Raw genomic sequence first — 19,937 nt, forward strand, 5'->3', positions numbered from 1 at the left:
CAGCTCTCCGAGTCCGCCGCCGATCTCGATGTTGTAGCCGTTCAGCAACTCCCGACGAACCGCGGCATCGTCGACGCCCGCTGGGACATGGACCGCATTGAGCATCGGTAGCCGGTGCTTCCGGGCTACAAACGGGGAGCAGCCGAGGGCCTGAAGCCCGGCCATCAGTGCGGCGCTGTTTCGCCGATGACGCTCGAACCTGGATCCGAGACCTTCCTCCAATGCCAGCGCCAGCGCCTGATGCAGGGCGTAGTTCATCGAGATCGGGGCGGTGTGGTGGTAAGAGCGCTGGCCCTCGCTCCAGTAGCTCCGGATCATGGAGAGGTCGAGATACCAGCTGGCGACCCGAGTCGTGCGGCGATCGAGCTTGTCGACCGCGCGAGGTCCGAGAGTGACCGGCGCCAGCCCGGGCGGACAGCTCAGGCACTTCTGGGTCCCGCTGTAGCAGGCGTCAATCAGCCAGTCGTCGACGCGAAGATCCTGGCCGCCCAGGGACGTCACCGCGTCGACGACCAGAAGGGCCTCGTGGGCGCGACAAATCCTGCCGAGATCGGCGAGCGGTTGGCACGCACCGGTGGAAGTTTCGGCGTTGACGATCGCGACCAGTTCGATCTCGGGGTGATCGGCCAGTGCCCGTTCGATCTCGGCCGGATCGAAGACCTCTCCCCAGGGCCGATCGATCCTGTGCAGGACCCCGCCCAGCCGCTCGACGATGTCGGCCATGCGATTACCGAAGACTCCGTTGACGCAGACCAGAGCTTCGTCACCGCGCTCGATCAAATTCGTCAGAACGGCTTCCATACCGGCACTGCCGGTCCCCGAGACGGCAACGGTGAGGAGGTTTTCGGTCGCGAAGACCCCTCGCAACATCGTCTGGAGCTCGTCCATGATCTCGAGGAACTGGGGGTCAAGGTGTCCGACGAGGGGCTTACCCAGTGCCTCGTAGACGCGCGGATGAACGCTGGATGGGCCCGGCCCCATCAGCAGGCGGCCCCGCGGCTCGAGTTTCCATCGCTGACTCATTTCGGCTCCGAAACCAGATAGGGCACCCAGTCGTCATCGGGCGGCCAGGGAATCAACAGGCCGCCGCCGACTCCAGCCGCAACCTGCTCTCCGTACAGCCTGTCGACGAGATACATCGCGGCGTCGAAACTGCGCGCCCCTCCCTGGGATGTGATGGTCTTTCCGGAGTGAACAAAAGACACGTTGATACGCAGGTCGAGCGCCGGAAAACGCTCGGTGAAGGTGTCGTAGTCGCTGGGGAACGTCGTGCAGGCGGTGTCGTCGAGAAGGCCGGCCTGCGCGAGAACGAATGCGCCCCAACAGAGAGACATGTTCCCGCCCGCCCGCTCGCCGGTTGCGGCGACCCATTCGATAAGGTCTTCGCGTTCGAGGTCCTTGTCTCGACTCGCTTCGGCGCTTGGAACCACGAGCAAGTCGATGGCCGGCGCGTTCGCGAAGCTGTGGTCGGCCTGGATGTTCAGGCCTTCCGCCGTGGTCACGGCCCGACCGTCGGGAGAAATGGTGAAGACCTCGATGCCGAGGCCGTTCGGGGCGTGGTAAATCGTGTGCTGGAGGACGTCGAAAGGCGCAGTGAGCTCGGTGTTGTAGACACCGTCGACAATGAGAAAAGCGGCGGTGAGACGCCGTTCGCCGGCGGTCTTCACCAGGTCGTCGAGCATACTCGTCGCGGGTCCGCTCGACCAGTTGCCTTCGCCCGCGGGGGCGGCTTGGCAGGCGACGAGCGCCAGCAGGAGTGCCGAGCTCAGGATGGTCTGTCGCGCTCGCAGCACCAGGCGATTCTAGCAGCGGTAAGTTCTGAAGAGCCGGTCCCGGCCTTGCCAGCACTCGAGCCTTTCGGCTCATGCGATCCAGTGGACTCGTTGCGGTGCGTAGGAGGAGAGAGCGGCTGACCAAAGGCGCGGAGGAGCCGATTGCCAGAGCAGCGGCCAGGGGACGCCTCGGGCAAGGAGACCAGAGGCGCGCAGGCGAGAGCCGAGCGCTCAAAGGCCTTCCAGCTCGAGCCGGCCCCTGGTAAATCGCCTGGCGGGGCGCGTCGACGCACTGGCCCCGCCGGCTGGTGTCGTCCGGCTCCTGTCATACAATTGGCCGCGCCCGCGACGACACTGCGGGCGCCTTCAGCGAAAAAGGAGATTGCACGTGTACAGTCCTCTACTTGTCCAGCCGATGCGAGACGAGCTCACATCCATCGGCTTTCAGGAACTACGCACCGCCGAAGAGGTCGATGCCTTCATGGCCGACAAGTCCGGTTCGGCGTTGCTGGTCGTCAACTCGGTTTGTGGTTGCGCTGCCGGTCAGGCGCGCCCCGGCCTGCGGGCGGCGCTTCAGTCGGAAGTCAAGCCGGATCGGTTGGCGACGGTATTCGCCGGTCAAGATGCCGAAGCCGCGGCCAGGGCGCGCGGTTATTTTGCCGACATTCCACCATCGAGCCCCTCGATCGCTCTGTTCAACCAGGGCGAGCTGGTCTATTTTGTGCCCAGACACCGGATCGAGAATCGGTCGGCCGAAGAGGTGGCGGATGATTTGACCCAGGCCTTCGCCCGGGACCTCGGCGCCTCGGTTTCCTGAGTTGGGCACCTTTCACCAGGGCAAGAGTGAGCTCCACGGCATTACCGTCGTGGTCGAGACCTCCGCGGAGGACCTCTACGTGGGATCGCTGCGAAGACGAGGATGAGCGCGTGGTCGTTCTCCTGGATGCCGATATGCACCGGCCGACGGATAAGATGAGCCGGGGCGATTACCTGAAACGGGCGATTCAGTTCGGGGTCTGGAACCGGCTACCCAGAGTTGAGGTAGAACGCCGGGAAGTGACGTCGATCCGGCCGCTGGGCGAGTTCGAGGCACCCGGCGCCGGTTAGGCGGCGAGGCAATGTGATGAACTGGCTTGTGGCCGGAGCGCTCCTCTGCGCGGCTTCGATCGTCGCCGGCGCCTTTGGAGCGCACGCGCTGGCCGCTCGGCTGGCAGCGGACAGCCTTACCCTTTGGGAGACGGCGGCTCGCTACCTGATGTATGGCGGCCTCGGGCTGTCGCTGGTAGGACTCGGCGGGAAAGTGCTCGCTCAGCCTGTGGCGGCACCGGGCTGGTCGTTGTTCCTCGGCACGCTGGTTTTCAGCGGTACCGTGTTCGCTCTGGCGCTGGGCTCGCCCCGTTGGCTCGGAGCCGTGACCCCGATCGGCGGCCTGCTCATGATCGTCGGCTTTGTCCTGTTCGCGATCGCGGCCTGGCGCTGATCGGGGGGACGCCTCGATACACAGAGTCGGGAGGAGACACCAACAGAATGGTGTCCCCGGCTACATCGAGATCGAGCCCTTGCGGAAGTCGCTCTTGCCGAGCAGAGCGTTGATCAGCACCGGCCGTCCCCGAGCGGCCTCCGCCTTGGCAGCGGCCAGAGTCGGCGCGATCTTGTCCGGGGAGTCCAGGAGGAGCCCTTTGCCGCCGAATCCCTCGGCCACGACGTGGTAGTCGCTGCGCCGGAGCACGGTTCCGACGTCGTCTTCGAGGATCTCGATCTGCTCCCTGGCGATCTGGGCCCAGGAGGCGTCGTTCCCGACCACGGCGATTACCGGCAGTTCGTGCCGGACGTAAGTGTCGAACTCGGCGATCGAGTAGGCCGCGGAGCCGTCTCCGTAGATGATCCAGACCTCGGCCCCGGGCCGGCAGAGCTTGGCGCCGAGAGCGAAGCCGCCGCCGACACCGAGAGTTCCGAAGACCCCGGGATCCAGCCAAGACAGCGGACCCCGCGGCGACACGGAATAGGAGGCAGTGGCCACGAAGTCTCCGCCGTCGGCCACCAGAACGCTGTTGGAATCGAGATGGGTGTCGATCTCCCGGCACAGGGCCAAGGGGTTGATATGGCCGGTGGGCTCGGTGGCCCGTTCGGCGATGTCCTGTTCGCGCGCGAGGTCGCGCTCGCGCAGGCGTCCGAGCCATTCGCTTCGGTCTACGCTTCGCGGAGCCTCGGTCGCCAGCGCTTCGAGGAAGCGGCCGGCGTTACAGCAGACGCCGAGATCGGGATCCCGGTTCTTCTTCAGGCCTTCCTCGCTCAGGTTCGCCGAGATCACCTTCGCTTTTGAACTGATCTGGCGGCCGTAGTCGAGTCGAAAGTCGAAGGGGACGCCCGCCAGGATGACCAGGTCGGCCTCCTTGAGAGCGACGCGCCGTTTATGCCGCATTTGCAATCGGTGCCCGCGTCCCAGGAGACCGCGCGCCATGCCCGAAAGGTAGGTTGGAATCTCCAGCCGTGCCACCGCTTTCGCCACATCGGCGGCGCGCTCCGCGCGCACCAGAGCCTGGCTGCCCACCATCAGCACCGGCCGTCGCGCGAGCCCCAGGCGCCGCAGGGCGCGGCGAATCTCGAACGGTCGCGGACCCGCGGGTTCCGGGATCCCCAACTCGGCGGCACGAGGCTTTCCGGCTCCTCGAAACAACCTGTTGACGTGCCAGCCAAGGTAGGAAGACAGGGCGCGGGACGACAGGCTCTGCCCCTTGCCGCCCATATCGAGATAGAGCTTGCGCACGATCTCTTCCGGATAGAGCAGATCCACCGGGCACTCCAGGAAGACCGGTCCGGGCACGCCTTCGGCCGCTATGAACATGGCCTTCTCGAGCGCCGGTTCCAGGTCCCGCACCCGTGACGACGTGCCGGCCCACTTGACGTGCGGCTCGACCAGGGCGAGCTGATCGATGTCCTGGAGTGATCCACGACCCTTGAGGATCGTGCCCGTGGCTCCTCCCAGGATCACCACGGGGGACTGCGCCAGCTGGGCGTTCTTGACCGCCGTAATCGTATTGGTGAGCCCGGGCCCTGCGGTTACCGCCGCCACCCCGGGTATCCCCGTGAGCCGGGCGACCGAGTCGGCGGCGAACACCGCGCTGGCCTCGTCGCGAACATCGACGACTCGAATGCCGCGCCGCTTGGCAGCGACGAGGATCGGGGAGATGTGACCTCCGCACAGCGTGAAAAGAAATCGGACGCCGTGTCGGGTGAGAACTCGAGCTATGCGATCACCGCCGTCCATGGCTATCAAGATCTACTCGGCGTGCGGGCTCGGGACTTGTAGAACGTGATGGTCCAACTCGTAGCAGACCAGCTCGGCGCTCATGACGGTGTCGTTCCCACGGCGGACCTCAACCTGTACGGTCTTCTTCCGGCCGTCGCGTCGGACGATCTCGGCAACCGCGAGGAGGATCTCGCCTTCTCGGACCGGCTTGAGGAATCTACTGTTGGCTTGCCCCAGAACCACGTTGGGGTGGTTCACGGCGAGCATCGCCGCGTGGTCGGCCAGACCGAAAACGAAGCCTCCGTGCACGAGTCTGTGCTCGTCGACCACCATCTCCGGCGTTGCCTTGAGCTCGACCGAAGCGAAGCCTTCGCCGAGCTCGACCGGCTCGCCGCAGAGCCGCCGGTCGATGTCCGGGTGGGTCCTGAGATCCATTCCTGTTCGACTCTAGCAGCCCACACAGCGAGTCCAGACGGTCATGCGTCCGTTGTACGATACGCCGACGGAGGAAACTCGATGCCCAACGCAATTGCCAATCCGCCGCTGCCGAGAAACGAGCCCGTTCGCGACTACGAGCCCGGCTCTCCCGAGCGCGCTGCGATCAAGGAACGGCTCGCCGACATGATGATTGAAGAGGTGGAGATTCCGCTGATCATCGGCGGGGAGGAGGTTCGTACCGGAAACACCGCGCAGGTCATTTGCCCACACGACCGGAAGCATGTCCTGGGGGTCTATCACCGCGCGGGTGAGAGCGAAGTCAACGATGCGGTCGAGGCGTCTCAGCGGGCCTGGCGAGAGTGGTCCGAGATGGCCTGGGAAGACCGTGCCGGGGTGCTGCTCAAGGCGGCGGATCTCCTGGCCGGTCCGTGGCGCGACACCGTCAACGCAGCGACCATGCTGAACCAGTCTAAGAGCGTCTACCAGGCCGAGATCGACTCGGCCTGCGAATTGATCGACTTCTGGCGATTCAACCCCGCCTTCATGCGCAGAATCTATGAGGACCAGCCCGACTCGGCGGCCGGGGTGTGGAACCGGGTCGATTACCGACCTCTCGAGGGCTTCGTCTTCGCGGTGACTCCGTTCAATTTCACCTCGATTGCGGGCAACTTGCCGACCGCACCGGCGCTCATGGGCAACACCGTCCTGTGGAAGCCCGCTTCGACCTCGGTTCTCTCCGGTTACTACGTGATGAGGGTGCTCGAAGCGGCGGGCATGCCGGCGGGCGTGATCAACTTCCTGCCGGGCAGCGGCAGCCAGGTCGGGGATCCGGCCTTGGCGAGCTCGCACTTCTCCGGCCTGCACTTCACCGGCTCCACAGCGGTTTTTCAAGGGATGTGGCGCACCATCAGCGAGCGCCTTGCCGACTACAAGACCTATCCGCGCATCGTGGGCGAGACCGGCGGCAAGGACTTCGTGTTCGTTCACGAGTCGGCTGACGTTCAGGCCGTGGTCACCGCGCTGGTCCGCGGCGCTTTCGAGTATCAGGGGCAGAAGTGCTCGGCGGCTTCGCGCGCCTACATTCCACTGTCGATGTGGAGTGAGCTGAGGGATCGCCTCGAGACCGAGGTCGGCAGAATCAAGACCGGCTCACCACTCGATTTCTCGAACTTCATGTGCGCGGTGATCGACGAGAGCTCATACGACAACATCATGGAGTACCTGGACCACACTCGTACGGCCCCGGATCTGGAGGTGCTCCTGGGCGGCTCCGGCGACAAGTCAGAGGGATTCTTCGTCGAGCCCACGGTCGTCATGTCGAGAGACGCGGGCTCGCGCCTGATGTGCGAGGAGATCTTCGGACCGGTCCTGTCGATTCATGTCTACCCGGACCACGAGCTGGAGGAGACTCTCGAGATCTGCGACCAGACGAGCCCCTATGGGCTCACCGGAGCCATCTTCGCGCAGGATCGCAAGGTGATCGAGGCGATGTCGAACGCGCTCAGACACAGCGCCGGTAACTTCTACATCAATGACAAGCCCACCGGAGCCGTCGTCGGCCAGCAGCCTTTTGGCGGAGCTCGGGCCTCCGGAACCAACGACAAGGCGGGGTCGGCGGCGAACTTGCTGCGTTGGACCTCCCAGCGCTCGATCAAAGAGACCTTCTCGCCGCCGACCGACTTCGGCTACCCGTTCATGGGCGCGGACTAGGGTCGGCGCGCGGCGCTGCGCCGGTTGATCAGGCTCCGATCAAAGAGACTTTCTTTCCGCCCAAGGACTTCGGCTATCCGTTCATGGGCGCCCGGCGTTGGAAGTGCCACCCGTCTCTTGAGCGGGACGCGGAAAGACCGGCGCTGCGGGGCCGTTCGGTGGCGACCCTCCAGGGGACGGCGCGAGCAAGAGGGCTGCATAAGTCGGGCTCGCGCCTGCGCGTCGCTCGCGCAAGTCGACGGGGGCCTACGACGGATCTTGCCGGCGCTCGCGACGAGCCCCCTGGGAGGGTCGCTACCGATCCGGCCGGTCCTCGCGCCTATGTCCGCCAGGTGCGACCCATTTCTGAGAAGAACTCGAGACACTTCAGTTCATTGAGAGTTTCAGCAGTCAGCACTCGTGGAGTTAGGTGACCGGCCTCGATCGTCCTGTCCTTTAGGCGAGCTGGAGAGCTTCTCCGAGGCGGAGCCGCCTTTTCCAAAGCACGCAGCGACTAGTAATCCCCTGTTCTGAGGTGCCAGGAACCGCGGAGCGAATCGGCGTCGAGTTGCTGATCGAGGTTCTGCCCCCGTTGCCCTGGAGGTGCCATCCCTTTCGGAAGACCGCGCTCGCTCGCCGGCGCGAGGACCAGCCGGCTCGACGGCAAGGCGCTCAGGGGGCTCGACGCGAGCGCCGGCAAGCTTGTCGCAGTCTAAGGCTGGTTTGCGCGAGCGGCGCGCAGGCGCGAGTCGGACCCTTGCAGACCTCGTGCTCGCGCCGTCCCATGGAGCCTTGCCGTCGAACGGCGCCGCAGCGCCGGTTGATCAGGCTCCGATCAAAGAGACTTTCTCTCCGCCCAAGGACTTCGGCTATCCGTTCATGGGCGCCGAGTAAGACTGCTCGATCAGCCGAAGAAGACCTCGGCGACGAACCACTTGATTCGCTCTCGGTCCGCGTCGCTGATCTGGGTGAAGTGCACGCCCACACCGACCGCCTGATCGGTCCAGATGACCTCGCCCTTGCCTGTAACCGGCGCTTCGGCCTCGTCACTCGGCAGAGCGATCCAGAACTCGAGCTCGGCACCGACCTCCAGGGGGTGAGAGGTTTCGATGAACATCCCGGTTTCGCTCAGGTCTTCCAGCCGGGCCTCGATCGGCGGCGACGAGCTCGAGTAGACGACGTCGAGCGCCTTCTTGACTCGTACAGCAATGCGACGGTTGTCTGCCATTGACGGCAGATTGTAGCGGAACCAGGATTTCCAGCGGCGCTCGCGCCGCCTCGGCTGGGATACGCTAGCCGCCGATGAAGGCATCGATCTCGGTCGTGATCCCGACCCACAACCGCGTCGGGCCTCTGGAACGTGCTCTGAACTCGGTCCTACAGCAGTCGTATGCCGCGCGGGAGGTGCTGATTGTCGACGACGGCTCCGAGGACGGCACGAGCGAGATGGTCGCCGAGCGATTCCCGGGATTTACGGTTTTGAGCCAGCCGAACCGGGGCGTGAGCGCGGCGCGGAATCGCGGCGTCCGGGCGGCCGGCCATGAGTGGATCGCCCTTCTCGACTCCGACGACGAGTGGCTGCCGGGCAAGCTCGAAGCCCAGATCGCGGCGCTAGAGGCCGACCCCGCTCAAAGACTCTGCCACTGCGACGAGATCTGGATGCGCAACGGGATTCGCGTGAATCCACGCCTGCGGCACCGGAAGGCCGGCGGCTGGATCTTCCGGCAGTGCCTGCCGCTCTGCGCGATCTCGCCGTCGGCGACGCTTTTGCACCGCTCCGTTTTCGACGAGTGCGGGTTCTTCGACGAGAGTCTGCCGGCGTGCGAAGACTACGAGTTCTGGCTCCGGTATACGGCTAGGAACCCGGTGCTCTTCGTCGACCGGCCCCTGATGATTAAGCATGGCGGGCACGCCGACCAGCTGTCTCGGAGGGTCGAGGCCCTGGACAGGTATCGTATTCGAGCGCTGGCCAAGCTGCTCGACGGATCGCCGTTGACAGCCCCCGACCGTGCCGCTGCCGTGGCGACTCTGCTCGAGAAGATCTCGATCTACAAGTCGGGTGTGGTCAAGAGGGGGCGCTCCGAGGAGGTCGCGCGGCTCGAGCGGCTGGCCGCGAGGTTTCAAGCCGCATGACCTTCATCGTTACCGCGCTCCAGTCCGAGGCGCGCCCGCTGGTGAGGCATTTCGGCCTCAAGGGCTCGGACGCTCCGTCGCCCTATCGGATCTATTACGGCGAGGAGATCACTTTGGTGGTCTCGGGTGTGGGGCGCGTCGCGAGCGCCGCTGCGACGTCTTTCGTCTTCGCACGAGCCGGCGCGCCGCGCAACCGCCCCTGGATCAACGTCGGGATAGCTGGGCACCCGAGCGCCGAGATCGGGTCGGCGTGGCTCGCTCACAAGATCTCCGACGATTCGACCGGGCGCTCCTGGTATCCGAGCCTGGTTTTCGATCCCGGCGTTCCGACGGCTGAAGTGGTGACCGTGGATCAACCCGAGAATCGATTCGCGCGACATGCTCTCTACGACATGGAAGCGTCGGCCTTCTTCGCCGTCGCGTCCCGCTTTGCTCTGGTGGAATTGGTACAGGTTTTGAAGATCGTCTCTGACAATCCGAGCGCACCCGCCGGGGGACTCAAACCGGCGGATGTGGCGAGGCTTGTCGGGGAGCACGCCGAGGCGGTCTCGGAGCTGGTCACGAAGACCCGCACGGTCGCCGACGGGCTCGCGGAAGTGCCGGTGGACCCGGAGCCCTGGATGAGCGGCAGGCATTTCACGGTCAGCCAGACTCGCAAGCTCTTCGAGCTTCTGCGCCGTCTGACGGTTCTCGATGACGGGACCGGTTTCTCGGCCGACGACTTCTCCGGCGCGGGAGACGCACGCGGCCTCTTGCTGGCGCTCGAGAGGCGCGTAACGCGGGGAGGCGTCGCCTTCTAGGCATGGGCGGCCCGCGTTCGATGGCTCGGGTCTATCTCGAGAGCGAAGTCGCTGCGCATTCGCGATCACTGGCGATCTTGGACCGGCTGCCAAAAACCGAGCGAGTCGAGTGTGCGCGCTATACCGAGGTTTTCAATCGCAGGGCCCAGAATTTCCGTTTGCAGAAACTCCGGCCGGCCCTGATCCTGGCGCGCAAGCATCGCGGACTCGTGCTGCCCGCGCCACCCGGATACGGCGTCGGGGGCGAGCACAACTTCTATTTTTCGCACATGCTCAACTGTGTCTACGATTGCCGCTACTGCTTCCTGCAAGGGATGTATCGATCGGCGAACTACGTTCTGTTCGTCAACTATGAGGACTTCTTTGCGGCGATCGACAGTCGTCTGGCGGAAACCGAATCCGACGCCGTCTGGTTCTTCTCGGGCTACGATTGCGACAGCTTGGCCCTCGAGGGCTTGACCGGTTTTGCCTCGGGGTTCCTGCCGTTCTTCGCCGCCCGCCCTCAAGCTTGGCTCGAGTTGCGGACCAAGAGCACGCAGACTCGATCGCTGCTGGAAACGGAGGCGATCGCGAACTGTGTCGTGGCGTTCAGCTTCACTCCCGAGGCGGCACACCGGAAGCTCGAAGCCGGCGTGCCGTCGATCGAGAACAGGCTGGCCGCGATGCGCAAGCTGGCGGAACGGGGTTGGCGGCTGGGCGTGCGTTTCGATCCGCTGCTCTGGAGCGAGCGGTTCGAGGAGGAGTATCGGAGGCTCGTCGATCGGGTCTTCAGCGTCGTCCCGGTTGCCAGTCTGCACTCGGTCAGCTTCGGTCCGTTCAGACTGCCAGCGGACTTTTTCCGCCGGATGGCGAAGCTGATGCCCGACGAGAGGCTCTTCGCCGGGGCGCTGGAGACGGTCGGCGGAGTGGTGAGCTATCGGTCGGGGCTGGAGCGCGAATTGGCGGAGTTCGTGAATGCCGAGCTGGCGCGGCGCGTTCCGGCGCAGGTCCTGTTCCCATGTGCCCCCGAGGGCGGCGTGGCCGCGGCTCAACGCGGCGAGGCTCGGTCCCCATAGCCGGTCATCTCGAGATAGCCTTGGCCGGCGACCGTGCCCGAGATGGCAACCGCGCCCTCCCAGTAGACGAAGGACAGGCGCAACTCCTGATCGGCCAGCAACGGCTCGATGTCGAGCGAAAGGCCCTCGTCGGGCAGCTCGAGCCGGAAGGCGGCAGGATAGGTGACGCCGGTCTCCGGGCTGGTCCAGTCTCCGCGCGGTATGAGCGCGAAGCCCCGCGTATCGAGAGTCCGACTGTTGCCGTCGAGCGCTACCATCGTGCCGTCAGCGCGCGCGCTGGATCCATCGCGGCGGCGGAGCCGGAAGAACATCAACTCGCGACCGTCTTCGAGCTGCGCTCCGAGCCAATCCCATCCGACCTCGTCCTGGGCGAGCAGAGACGTGCTCCACTCGCGATCGAACCAGCTGGCCCCTTCGACCTCGAGCGCGACGTCTCCCAGGAGGATGCTGCCGCGCGTGGGCATGCGCGTTCGCGAGTAGTAGTAGGAGGCCGCCCCGGGGGCCGTGCCCTTACGGCTCAGGCCTCGATCGCCGTGCAGCACTCTCGGCTTGCCGGGGTCGAGAGTGAGCCGCAGCTCGACCGGACCGCCCGCCGCCCGCACGATCCAGGCCTCGCCTGATTCGCTCGCCTCGACCGACCAGTCTTCGAGCCAGACCCGGAAGGGATCTGACCGTGCGCCGGCCAGATCCAAGGCGCCGCGACTGAAACGCTCGAAGGACATGAAGCTGTCGCCATCGACGTCTGCGACCGCCAGGTGAGCCATATAGAGCTGCCGGGTCGCCCAGTCCGAGGTAGCCGAGCTCTCCGAGCTCTCGTCGTCCGGGGCCGGTGGTGCCAGGGCGCTGCGAAAGAACGTCAGCTGGTAGCCGAAGCGGCGACCGTCTTCGGCCTCGAGGTTGCCGATCCAATACCACCACTCGGTTCTGTACTCAGGGTGGGGGCCGTGGTCCTCAGGAAAGAGAAGCGTACGCGGCTCGAGCGCTCTTGCGAAGCCCTCGACCTCGGTGGTGTCGCCGGCGCCCAGCGAGGCGGCGACCGAGAGCCGGCCGGGGGCGGACGGCGTCATTTGCTCTCGGTTCGGCGTCTTGCCAGTGGGCGGCGCGCAGGCGAGCCCTGCCGCGACTACGAGCGCCGAAAGCTCTCGTGGTTTCGATCTCATTCGCCGCGTAGGGCCTCGGCCGGCGAGGTTCTGGACATCCGGTAGGCGGGGTACAGGCCGGCGAGGAGCGCCGCGCCCACCGACAGGACGACCGCCGCCAGCAGGGGCTCGGGAGACACCGTCATCTCCAGCGACCACCCAAACGACCTGCGATTGATCACGTGGATCATGATGGCGGCCATCGTGAGTCCGACCGGTATCGCCAACACCCCGGCGACCGCACCGATCATTGCGGTCTGGGTCGTGACCAGGGTCCACACTTCCCTGGGCGTCAGGCCGAGCGCTCGGAGGACGCCCAGCTCGCGCCCACGCTCGAGCTGGAGCGCGGTCAACGCGGCCAGAACACCGACGAACGCCACCAGCACCGCCAGCAGACGCAGCACCCCGGTCACGACGAAGGTGCGATCGAAGACTCTGAGCGACTCGTCACGCAAAAGTCTGTTGGAGCGGATCACGAGCTCCCGGTCCTCGCCGAGCGTTCGAAGCGCCGCCGTTTCGACCGACGCTAGATCCGCGGTGCCCAGATACAGGGCAGCCGCGGTGATCCCGAAATCGCCCCAAAGCTCGCGATAGCTCGGCTGCGCGAGCAACACGGAGCCTTCTTCGGTGGCGTAGTCGTAGAAGATGCCGGCGACGGGAAAGCCGCGCCGACCCGCCGGCGTCTCCAGGCTCAGAGTGGCGCCGAGCTCGAGGCCGTGCCGAAACCAGAACGGCTCCGAGATCAGGACCGCGTCGCCGCGGTAGTAGGCGTCCCAGGCCTCTCCGTCGTCACCGGCCTTGAGCCGGAACGCGCTTTGGCCGAACCGGCCCAGGTCGTGCGCCAGAAGTCGCACCGGACCGACGCTCGAACCGACCCGGGCCGTGCGTACCGTGGTCACTCGCGCGACCCCTTCGAGCGCTCGCAGCTTGGTGATGTCGGCCGCGGACAGCGCCGCCGGCGAGGCCGTGTAGCGGTCGGTGAGCGCGCCCTGCGACGTCAGGTAGAGATCCGCGGGCAGCGAGTAGGCGAGCCATCGGTCGACCGTGCCACGGAAGCTCCGGATCATCACATCTACGCCCACCGTCACCGCGACCGTCATCATGAGCGCGGCGATGGCGACCCCGGTTCGGCTGAGGGTGGCGACGACGCCCCTTGCCGACAGCCTGCCGAGGTTGCCGAAGACCCGCCCGGCGCCCGGAGTCAGAAGCCGCATCAGAACCAGGGTCGTGGCGGGCGTGAGGCAGGCCATGCCGACCAGAACCATGAAGAGGCCGGCGAAGCTGGAGATCAGCCCGGTCAGTGGAAGCGATAGGCAGGTCGCTCCGGCGATTACGACCAGAGCACCGAGGACCGTCACTGCCGGGATGGCTCGACGCGTCCGGCCTTCGAGCTCGGCCCGAGCCAAGGCCGAGCGTGGCACGGTCCTGAGTGCCTCGGCGGCCGGCCCCATCGCCGCGACGAGTGCGGCGCCGATTCCCAGGACGGAGCCGGCGACGAGCACACCGGAGGGTACCGCGACCTCCCTGACGTTGACGGCGAAGTAGAGATCGTTGACGGTCTGAGTGACTCGCGCCACCAGGAGGCGCGCAAGTGCGCTCCCGACTGCACAACCCAGGAGCGCCCCGATCCCACCGACGACCGCGGCCTCGGAGAGCACGATGGCGAAGAGCTCGCGCGAGGTCGCGCCCAGCGCGCGCAGCGTTCCCAGAGCCGGGCGGCGTTGAACGACCGCGAAGGTCATGGTGTTGTAGATGAGGAAGGCGCCGCAGAGGAGGGCCAGGAGACTGAGCGCCCGCAGGTTCAAGCGGAAGGCCCGGGTCATCTGCTCGGCGGCGGCCGAGCGCTGCTCGGGCCGAACGATCTTGGTTCCCGCCGGCAGCGCGGCTCGAATCGGGGCGAGCGGGTCCGTTGCCGACGCCCCGTCCCGGGTCCTGGGGGCGATCAGGTCGATGCGAGAGAGCCGGTCACCGAGTCGCAGCAGCGTTTGCGCCGTCGAGATATCGCAGATCAGCAGGTCCGCGGCGGCCTGCCGGTCGAAGTCGCTAGCAGGCTCGAAGAGACCGACGACTTCGACTCTCTCGAGCCGGCCGGCGATCAGCAGGCCGAGCTCGTCGCCGATCCCGATCGATCTCACGCTGGCGACCGGAGCCGAGAGGACAACGCCGGGTCGAGTCATGAAGGCGGCCAGGTCGACAACCGTGCCCGGGCGGGCCTCGAGCTGGCCACGAAACGCGGCCTCGGCGAACGAGTCGACTCCGAGCAGGCGAAATCGAGGGCGAGAGTCGTCGTCGGCTACGAGGGAAACGAAGCCCTCGATCACGGGAGCGGACCAGCGGACTCCCAGGTCAAGCCGCAGCTTCCGGTAGAAGGACTCCGGGACTCCCGCCGATTCGCCGATGATCTGGTGAGTGGTGCGACCGGTGATAGCCACGGTGGAAAGCTCGAATGCGCGCAGGGCGGACCCGTTGGCGCCCTCGATACCCACGAACACGGCGACTCCGAGGGCCACGCCGATCACCGCCAGGCCGGCCTGGAACGGGTGCTTCTTGAAGTGCCCGAGGGCGGCCTTGATCAGCAGAGGTTTCATCCGGAAGCCGGGGGGGGTGCCGGAAGGGGCGCTTTCGCCGGAGCGATCTCGACGGGTCGGCCATGGTCGATCCGAAACACCCGGTCGGCAACTCGGGCCACCTCGCGGCTGTGAGTCGCCATGACCAGCGTTCGACCCTCCTGGCGGGTCATGGTGTCCAGAAGCTCGAGAATTTCGAGACCGGTATCGGCGTCCAGGTTGCCGGTCGGCTCGTCGGCCAGGAGCAGATCGGGTCGGTGAACGAGCGCCCTGGCTATGGCGACGCGCTGCTGCTCTCCGCCCGAGAGTCGTTCCGGGAAGCTCCGCTCCCGGCCGGCCAGCCCGACCCGATCCAGTAGGTCGAGCGCCCGTCGGCGGGCGCGATCGTCGAGCCGTCCCGACAGCTCCAGCGGCAGCAGCAGGTTCTCTTCGACCGTCAAGGTCGGCAGGAGGTTGAAAAACTGGAAAACGAAGCCGATTCGTCGTCTGCGAAAAAGCGTTCGCTCGCGCTCAGTGAGCTCGTGCAGGGCGATGCCGTCGACCGTGACCTCGCCCGCGTCGGGCAGGTCGATACCGGATAGCAGATTGAGCAGGGTGGTCTTGCCCGAGCCGCTCCTGCCCAGAAGTACCACGAGCTCACCTTCGGCGATCGAGATCTCGGCCCGATCGAGGACCACATGGACCTGCTCGCCTTCCCGGTAGGACTTGGAGAGCTCGCGGATCTCGATAAACCTGGAGTCGTTCAAGGCCGGTCGATTCTAGCTCCGCTCGGCTCGGCGCCGGGAGACCTCGCCCGATGGCCCTCGCTGGTGGACTTCGCTAGTGGACCTCGTAGGCGCTGCCGCCGAGAAACTCGCGCAGCAGAGAGGTCGGCGGCACCATCGAGTCATCGGCAACATCTTCGATGGACTCGAGAAGGTCTTGGATCCGGCGGGCGCGAATGTAGCCGTCGAGACGCTTCTGATTGCCGCGCCATTTCTCCAGGAAACCCGGAAGATACTCGAAGAGCCGATGCTTCAGGAAGGGCAGCTCATAGGGCAGGGCGCTGTTGACCTTGAAGTCTGCCGACCCCTGGTTGGGGATGATGTGCTTGAGCTCGCTGCGGCGAACGTAGTGCCAGTGCAGAATCGTCTTCTCCGGCGGATAGGCACGGAATTGGCTGTCGCGAAGCATGCGCCGAAGGAGGCGAATGTCGGTCCAGCGGATGTACTGTCCGCTCACGTTCTTGAGCTGGCTGACGGTCTCGATGTAGATCTTGAACTTGTGCTCCGCCTTGACGCTTTCGGTGAGGCCGCCGTAGAGGCCGTGGAGGTTGTCGAGCAGGACCAGGCTTCCGGGCTCGGGCTCGAAGCGGGTGGTTTCACCGGTGCGTTTGCCGGTCTTGAAATCGTAGGTCGGCATCTCGACGGGTCTGCCGGCGTCGACCTCGGCGAGGTGCCGATTGATCAGTCTGAGATCCAGAGCCTCAGGGGTCTCGAAGTCGTAGTCGCCGAACTCGTCCTTGGGATGAAGCTCGAGATCGAAGAAGTAGTTGTCGAGCGACATCGGGATCACATGGACGTCATGCGACTCCAGGTGTTCGAGGAGCTTCATGGTGGTGGTGGTCTTGCCGGACGAGCTCGGACCGGCGACGATGACGAAGCGAAGCTCGTCTTTGCGCTCGAGGACTGCCTTGGCGGCGCCTTCGATCATCGCATCGTACGAGCGCTCGGCGGCGCCGATCAGGTCCGGTAGCTTGCCGGAGCGAACGATCCGGTTGAGCTTGTCGACCGTGTGGCAGTCGTGCTCGACGTTCCAGTCAAGCGCGTGCCACATCATCTTGTACGGAATGTTGTCGATCTTTGCCGACTCGGTCAGCGCACGAATCTGTGCCCGCTCATAGCGATAGGTGTTGTAGGCCCTGGCGATCAGGGCGGCCTTGGGGTGCGCGCTCTTGATCAGAGCGCGCTCGACGATGTCCTGGATGTTCTCGACCGTGGGTGGCAGGTCGCTCGAGTAGGTGGCGCCGACCGCTTCAACGACTTTCTGGGTCACGGCGTCGGCGAGATCGCGGTCGTGGTGTCCGACACTGGCGCCGGCCTTGTAAACGGCGATCGCGATCTTGTCGCGGTCGAAGGCGACGACCTTGCCGGTGCGCTTGACGATCGAGCCGACTGAAGATGACATGGCCGATTCAGACTCTATGACACGAACGCGAGGTTTTTCTCTCGGAGCGGTTCCTTCCAGCCGCTCGGTCGAGTATAAAGAGGTCGTGACGAAGCCGAAGGCATGGCTCAGCGAGGAGGAAGACCGACTGACTCCGGAGAGGTCTCTGTGGCAGGACCCGAATGAGCCCATCAGCCACTACTACAGATGGATCTGGGAGTACCTGGCGTACCTGCCACTGTTGTGCGACGTCGAAAGACACTCCTCGATACTCGAGATCGGCTGCAGCCACGGTCGGACCTCTCGCGGGCTCCTGCAGTATCTGCGCAGTCCCGGGAGGTACTTCGGCTTCGATGTCGACAGGGAGCAGATCGACGAGGCGGTCCGACGAATCACTGCGATCGCGCCCAACTTCAGGTATTCCCACGTTGACATCTACAATCGTCACTACAACCCGGGCGGAAGCATCCCGGCCAGCGAGTTCGCGTTTCCACACGACGGCAGCACGTTCGATTGTGTCTACGCGGCCTCGGTCTTCACTCACTTGCTGCCGGACGAGGTCACGAACTATCTTCGCCAGACAGCGAGAGTGCTCAAGCCCGGTGGCAAAGCGCTGTTCAGTTTCTTCGTGCTCGACTTCTACCAGGGGCCCGGGAGCACGATCGCCGCCGACTACCAGTTCGACCATCTTTTCGAAGGCAACGAGGGCGTAGCCGTGAAGGACCGAGAGTACCCGGACACGGTGATCGCTTACAGTCGAGAGACCATCGCGGGGTACGCCGCGGCTGCCGGCCTCGAGCTCGCTCGAATCGTCCCGGGTCTGTGGTCCAATGGCTCCGGCCTGGCGGTCAACGAACAGGACCTCGTGCTGCTCCAGGCGCGGTGAGGCGCTGCCGGGCCCAAGAGGAATGCCCGGCTACAGATCCTTGCGCAGAAACAGCCGCGAGTGTCCGGTGGGATAGTCATCGAGAGCGGCAAAGACGGCGTAGCCATTGCTCTCGTAGAAGGCTCGTGCTTGGTAGGTGAAGGTATCGAGATGAGAGTGGCGGCAGCCTCGTCGTCGAGCCTCCGCTTCGATTCGCTCGAGCAGAAGCGAGCCAAGCCCGCGCCTGCGGTGCGCCGCCGCTACCCAGAGGAGGTTCACGGAGAGCCAGTTCCAGTTCACTTTGCCGGCCGTCCCGCCAGCGAGATCGCCTTCGGCGTCCGCGGCGAAAACCGACAAGCTCTGGAAGCCGGGTGCATCCACGAACGATCGCGCGTGTTCGGTCAACCCGGCTTGCAGTCGCGCGACCAGTTCGGGTCGCGGGGATTCGGATACCGTGATCTCGAAATCCTGCATGGCGAACAGCAGATGCTACCCGATTGCCCGAGACCGAATCCGTCGTCGAGCCCGCGCCTCGATCCGGGCGGTGTCGCCGTCACGATGGAAGCGGTACTATCTTCGACGTAGCAACTGCTTAGTAAGGTCGCGCTGCCGGAGCCAACATTCCCAATGACATCCTCTCCCATGCTCTTGCCCGCCGTGGGCCTGGTCGCGCTCGTCGCCGTGGTGCTGCTGGTGCAGGCGCGCAGCCGAATCCGGGCTCAGAATCTCAGGCTCCGGGAGCTCGAGCGACTGGAAACGAAGGCGGCCGACCTCGAAAGGCAGCATCACAGCCTAGGCCAGTTGATGAGCGACTACCTGGCTTTCATGCGCGATCTCCACACTGCCGATGCCTTGCGAGAGATTCCGGGCATGCTGCTCAAGTTCATGGCCTGGCTTTTCGATCCGGAAGAGGCCGTTGTCTTGATGAGGCGGCGACCGGCGGTCTCCGATAGCGACCGCGAGCGCCAGTTGATCGTTGCGTCAAGTCTCGGCACCAAGGTGCGCCGGGGTACGGTGCTACGGCTCGGAGTTGGGGAGCTGAGCATGGTGGCGATTGCCGGCGCCACGCTCGACGCGGACCGCGGCCAGGGCGGCGAGGGGGGCGAGTTGGCCGGGTTTGTTCCCGATCTCGCCGTGCCGGTCTCGATCGACAACGAGAATCTGGGCGTCCTCGCGTTGATGAAGGCCAGGAAGCCGCGGATGCACTCGCGTCAATTGCTGTCCCTGTTCGCGCAATCCGCCGCTCTCGCGTACAAGAACGCCTCAGCGCTCAACCGGGTGCGCTCGCAGGCCGACATCGACGCCTTGACGGGAGTGCTCAACAAACGGGGCCTGTCGCAGGCGCTCGAGACCCTTTCCGAAAAGACCGCGGAGCACGGCCGGCCGCTTTCGGTCTTTCTATTCGATATCGACAACTTCAAGAACTACAACGACACCAACGGCCATCTGCCGGGAGACGACTGCCTGCAGGTGATGGCCAGGCTGGTGACCGAATCGATTCGAGCCGATGACACGTTCGGGCGCTACGGAGGGGAAGAGTTCCTGGTGATCCTGCCCTGGCGGGGCTTGGACGATGCGCACCTGGTCGCGGAAAAGGTCCGGATGGCGATCGAGCATTACGAGTTCCCGTTCGGCGAAAAGCAGCCGCTGGGGCGGGTCACGATCAGCGGCGGCGTCGCCTGCATTCCGGAGCACGCCGACAACACGACCGACCTGATCGAAGCCGCCGACCGGGCGCTCTACGAGGCCAAGAACGCGGGCAGGAATCGGGTCGTGCGCGCCAGAGCTCGGGAAGCCGTCGAGCCGATACCGCAGGACACCGACGAGCTCGAGCCACTGCCGTTCGAGGCCGACGATCTCGAACGCATCAAAGGGATCGGTCCTGCGAGTGCCGAGAAGCTCAGGGACCTGGGCGTGATCAGCTACCGGCAGATCGCGGAGCTCGATTGGCCGGGCATCCAGGATCTGGCGCACGCCATCAGCACCAATGCTGAGCGGATTCTGCGCGAGGAATGGCTAGCCCAGGCGAGGGAGTTGAGCGGTCGTCTTGCGGATGTCTCTTCCGATCAGGACTGAGCCCGTCC

The 19,937-nt window shown here is 65.3% G+C and carries 19 protein-coding genes; 9 read left to right on the forward strand and 10 right to left on the reverse strand.

Going from position 1 to position 19,937, the window contains the following annotated elements; translation table 11 throughout:
* Nucleotides 1-1,023, reverse strand: a 1,023-nt coding sequence (locus GY769_22090; GenBank protein ID MCP4204608.1) for an alanine--glyoxylate aminotransferase family protein, incomplete at its 3' end; no start/stop codon positions are given.
* Nucleotides 1,020-1,793: a glutamine amidotransferase gene (locus GY769_22095; protein ID MCP4204609.1), complete on the reverse strand. Its 774-nt coding sequence runs from the start codon at nt 1,791-1,793 to the stop codon at nt 1,020-1,022. The genes GY769_22090 and GY769_22095, both read right to left, overlap by 4 nt.
* Nucleotides 1,794-2,187: 394 nt before the next feature.
* On the opposite strand from GY769_22095, the gene GY769_22100 reads away from it, so the two are divergent.
* The 3 genes from GY769_22100 to GY769_22110 all read left to right on the forward strand — a co-directional run bounded on the left by GY769_22100 (nt 2,188) and on the right by GY769_22110 (nt 3,252).
* On the forward strand, nt 2,188-2,589 hold the full coding sequence (locus GY769_22100) for a BrxA/BrxB family bacilliredoxin (protein MCP4204610.1): 402 nt from the start codon (nt 2,188-2,190) through the stop codon (nt 2,587-2,589).
* 110 nt (nt 2,590-2,699) lie between these two features.
* Complete coding sequence (locus GY769_22105; protein MCP4204611.1) at nt 2,700-2,879, forward strand: hypothetical protein; 180 nt, start codon at nt 2,700-2,702, stop codon at nt 2,877-2,879.
* Nucleotides 2,880-2,895: 16 nt separating this feature from the next.
* Complete coding sequence (locus GY769_22110) at nt 2,896-3,252, forward strand: DUF423 domain-containing protein (protein MCP4204612.1); 357 nt, start codon at nt 2,896-2,898, stop codon at nt 3,250-3,252.
* 60 nt (nt 3,253-3,312) lie between these two features.
* Here GY769_22110 and GY769_22115 read toward each other — a convergent pair whose 3' ends face one another.
* Together GY769_22115 and GY769_22120 are read right to left on the reverse strand one after the other, a co-directional pair.
* Nucleotides 3,313-5,052, reverse strand: a complete 1,740-nt coding sequence (locus GY769_22115) for a thiamine pyrophosphate-binding protein (GenBank protein ID MCP4204613.1) — start codon at nt 5,050-5,052, stop codon at nt 3,313-3,315.
* Complete coding sequence (locus GY769_22120) at nt 5,053-5,457, reverse strand: PaaI family thioesterase (protein ID MCP4204614.1); 405 nt, start codon at nt 5,455-5,457, stop codon at nt 5,053-5,055.
* A gap of 81 nt (nt 5,458-5,538) precedes the next feature.
* Between GY769_22120 and pruA the strand changes: the two genes are divergently transcribed.
* Complete coding sequence (pruA, locus tag GY769_22125; GenBank protein ID MCP4204615.1) at nt 5,539-7,170, forward strand: L-glutamate gamma-semialdehyde dehydrogenase; 1,632 nt, start codon at nt 5,539-5,541, stop codon at nt 7,168-7,170.
* An 883-nt stretch (nt 7,171-8,053) separates the two neighbouring features.
* On the opposite strand, the gene GY769_22130 is transcribed toward pruA, so the two are convergent.
* Nucleotides 8,054-8,377, reverse strand: coding sequence for a PilZ domain-containing protein (locus tag GY769_22130; protein MCP4204616.1), 324 nt, complete (start codon nt 8,375-8,377; stop codon nt 8,054-8,056).
* 74 nt (nt 8,378-8,451) lie between these two features.
* Here GY769_22130 and GY769_22135 point away from each other — a divergent pair, with 74 nt between their 5' ends.
* The 3 genes from GY769_22135 to GY769_22145 are packed head-to-tail and all read left to right on the forward strand — an operon-like array spanning nt 8,452 to nt 11,137.
* Complete coding sequence (locus GY769_22135) at nt 8,452-9,282, forward strand: glycosyltransferase (protein ID MCP4204617.1); 831 nt, start codon at nt 8,452-8,454, stop codon at nt 9,280-9,282.
* Nucleotides 9,279-10,082 carry a 5'-methylthioadenosine/S-adenosylhomocysteine nucleosidase gene (locus GY769_22140; GenBank protein ID MCP4204618.1) on the forward strand — a complete coding sequence of 268 codons (804 nt, stop codon included), beginning with the start codon at nt 9,279-9,281 and terminating at the stop codon, nt 10,080-10,082. Before GY769_22135 ends, GY769_22140 begins: the two co-directional genes overlap by 4 nt.
* Before the next feature lie 20 nt (nt 10,083-10,102).
* On the forward strand, nt 10,103-11,137 hold the full coding sequence (locus GY769_22145; GenBank protein ID MCP4204619.1) for a DNA photolyase: 1,035 nt from the start codon (nt 10,103-10,105) through the stop codon (nt 11,135-11,137).
* Here GY769_22145 and GY769_22150 read toward each other — a convergent pair.
* The 4 genes from GY769_22150 to GY769_22165 form a co-directional block, all read right to left on the reverse strand.
* Nucleotides 11,110-12,297 carry a carotenoid 1,2-hydratase gene (locus GY769_22150; protein ID MCP4204620.1) on the reverse strand — a complete coding sequence of 396 codons (1,188 nt, stop codon included), beginning with the start codon at nt 12,295-12,297 and terminating at the stop codon, nt 11,110-11,112. The two genes, GY769_22145 and GY769_22150, sit on opposite strands and share 28 nt — an antisense overlap.
* On the reverse strand, nt 12,294-14,864 hold the full coding sequence (locus GY769_22155; GenBank protein ID MCP4204621.1) for an ABC transporter permease: 2,571 nt from the start codon (nt 14,862-14,864) through the stop codon (nt 12,294-12,296). The genes GY769_22150 and GY769_22155 overlap by 4 nt, the downstream gene beginning before the upstream one ends.
* A complete protein-coding gene (locus GY769_22160; GenBank protein ID MCP4204622.1) occupies nt 14,861-15,589 on the reverse strand; it encodes an ABC transporter ATP-binding protein in 729 nt (242 codons plus the stop codon). The genes GY769_22155 and GY769_22160 overlap by 4 nt, the downstream gene beginning before the upstream one ends.
* A 73-nt stretch (nt 15,590-15,662) precedes the next feature.
* Entirely contained in the window at nt 15,663-17,009 is a 1,347-nt protein-coding gene (locus GY769_22165) for a response regulator SirA (GenBank protein ID MCP4204623.1), read from the reverse strand.
* 85 nt (nt 17,010-17,094) lie between these two features.
* On the opposite strand from GY769_22165, the gene GY769_22170 reads away from it, so the two are divergent.
* Nucleotides 17,095-17,874, forward strand: coding sequence for a class I SAM-dependent methyltransferase (locus tag GY769_22170; protein ID MCP4204624.1), 780 nt, complete (start codon nt 17,095-17,097; stop codon nt 17,872-17,874).
* A gap of 30 nt (nt 17,875-17,904) precedes the next feature.
* Here GY769_22170 and GY769_22175 read toward each other — a convergent pair whose 3' ends face one another.
* A complete protein-coding gene (locus tag GY769_22175; protein ID MCP4204625.1) occupies nt 17,905-18,327 on the reverse strand; it encodes a GNAT family N-acetyltransferase in 423 nt (140 codons plus the stop codon).
* Between the two features lie 153 nt (nt 18,328-18,480).
* On the opposite strand from GY769_22175, the gene GY769_22180 reads away from it, so the two are divergent.
* The gene (locus GY769_22180; GenBank protein ID MCP4204626.1) at nt 18,481-19,929 is read left to right on the forward strand and encodes a diguanylate cyclase; all 1,449 of its coding nucleotides are present in this window, start codon (nt 18,481-18,483) and stop codon (nt 19,927-19,929) included.
* The last annotated feature ends 8 nt before the right edge of the window (nt 19,930-19,937 follow it).

Source organism: bacterium (genome assembly GCA_024224155.1).
In the GTDB taxonomy this organism is placed as follows: domain Bacteria; phylum Acidobacteriota; class Thermoanaerobaculia; order Multivoradales; family JAHEKO01; genus CALZIK01.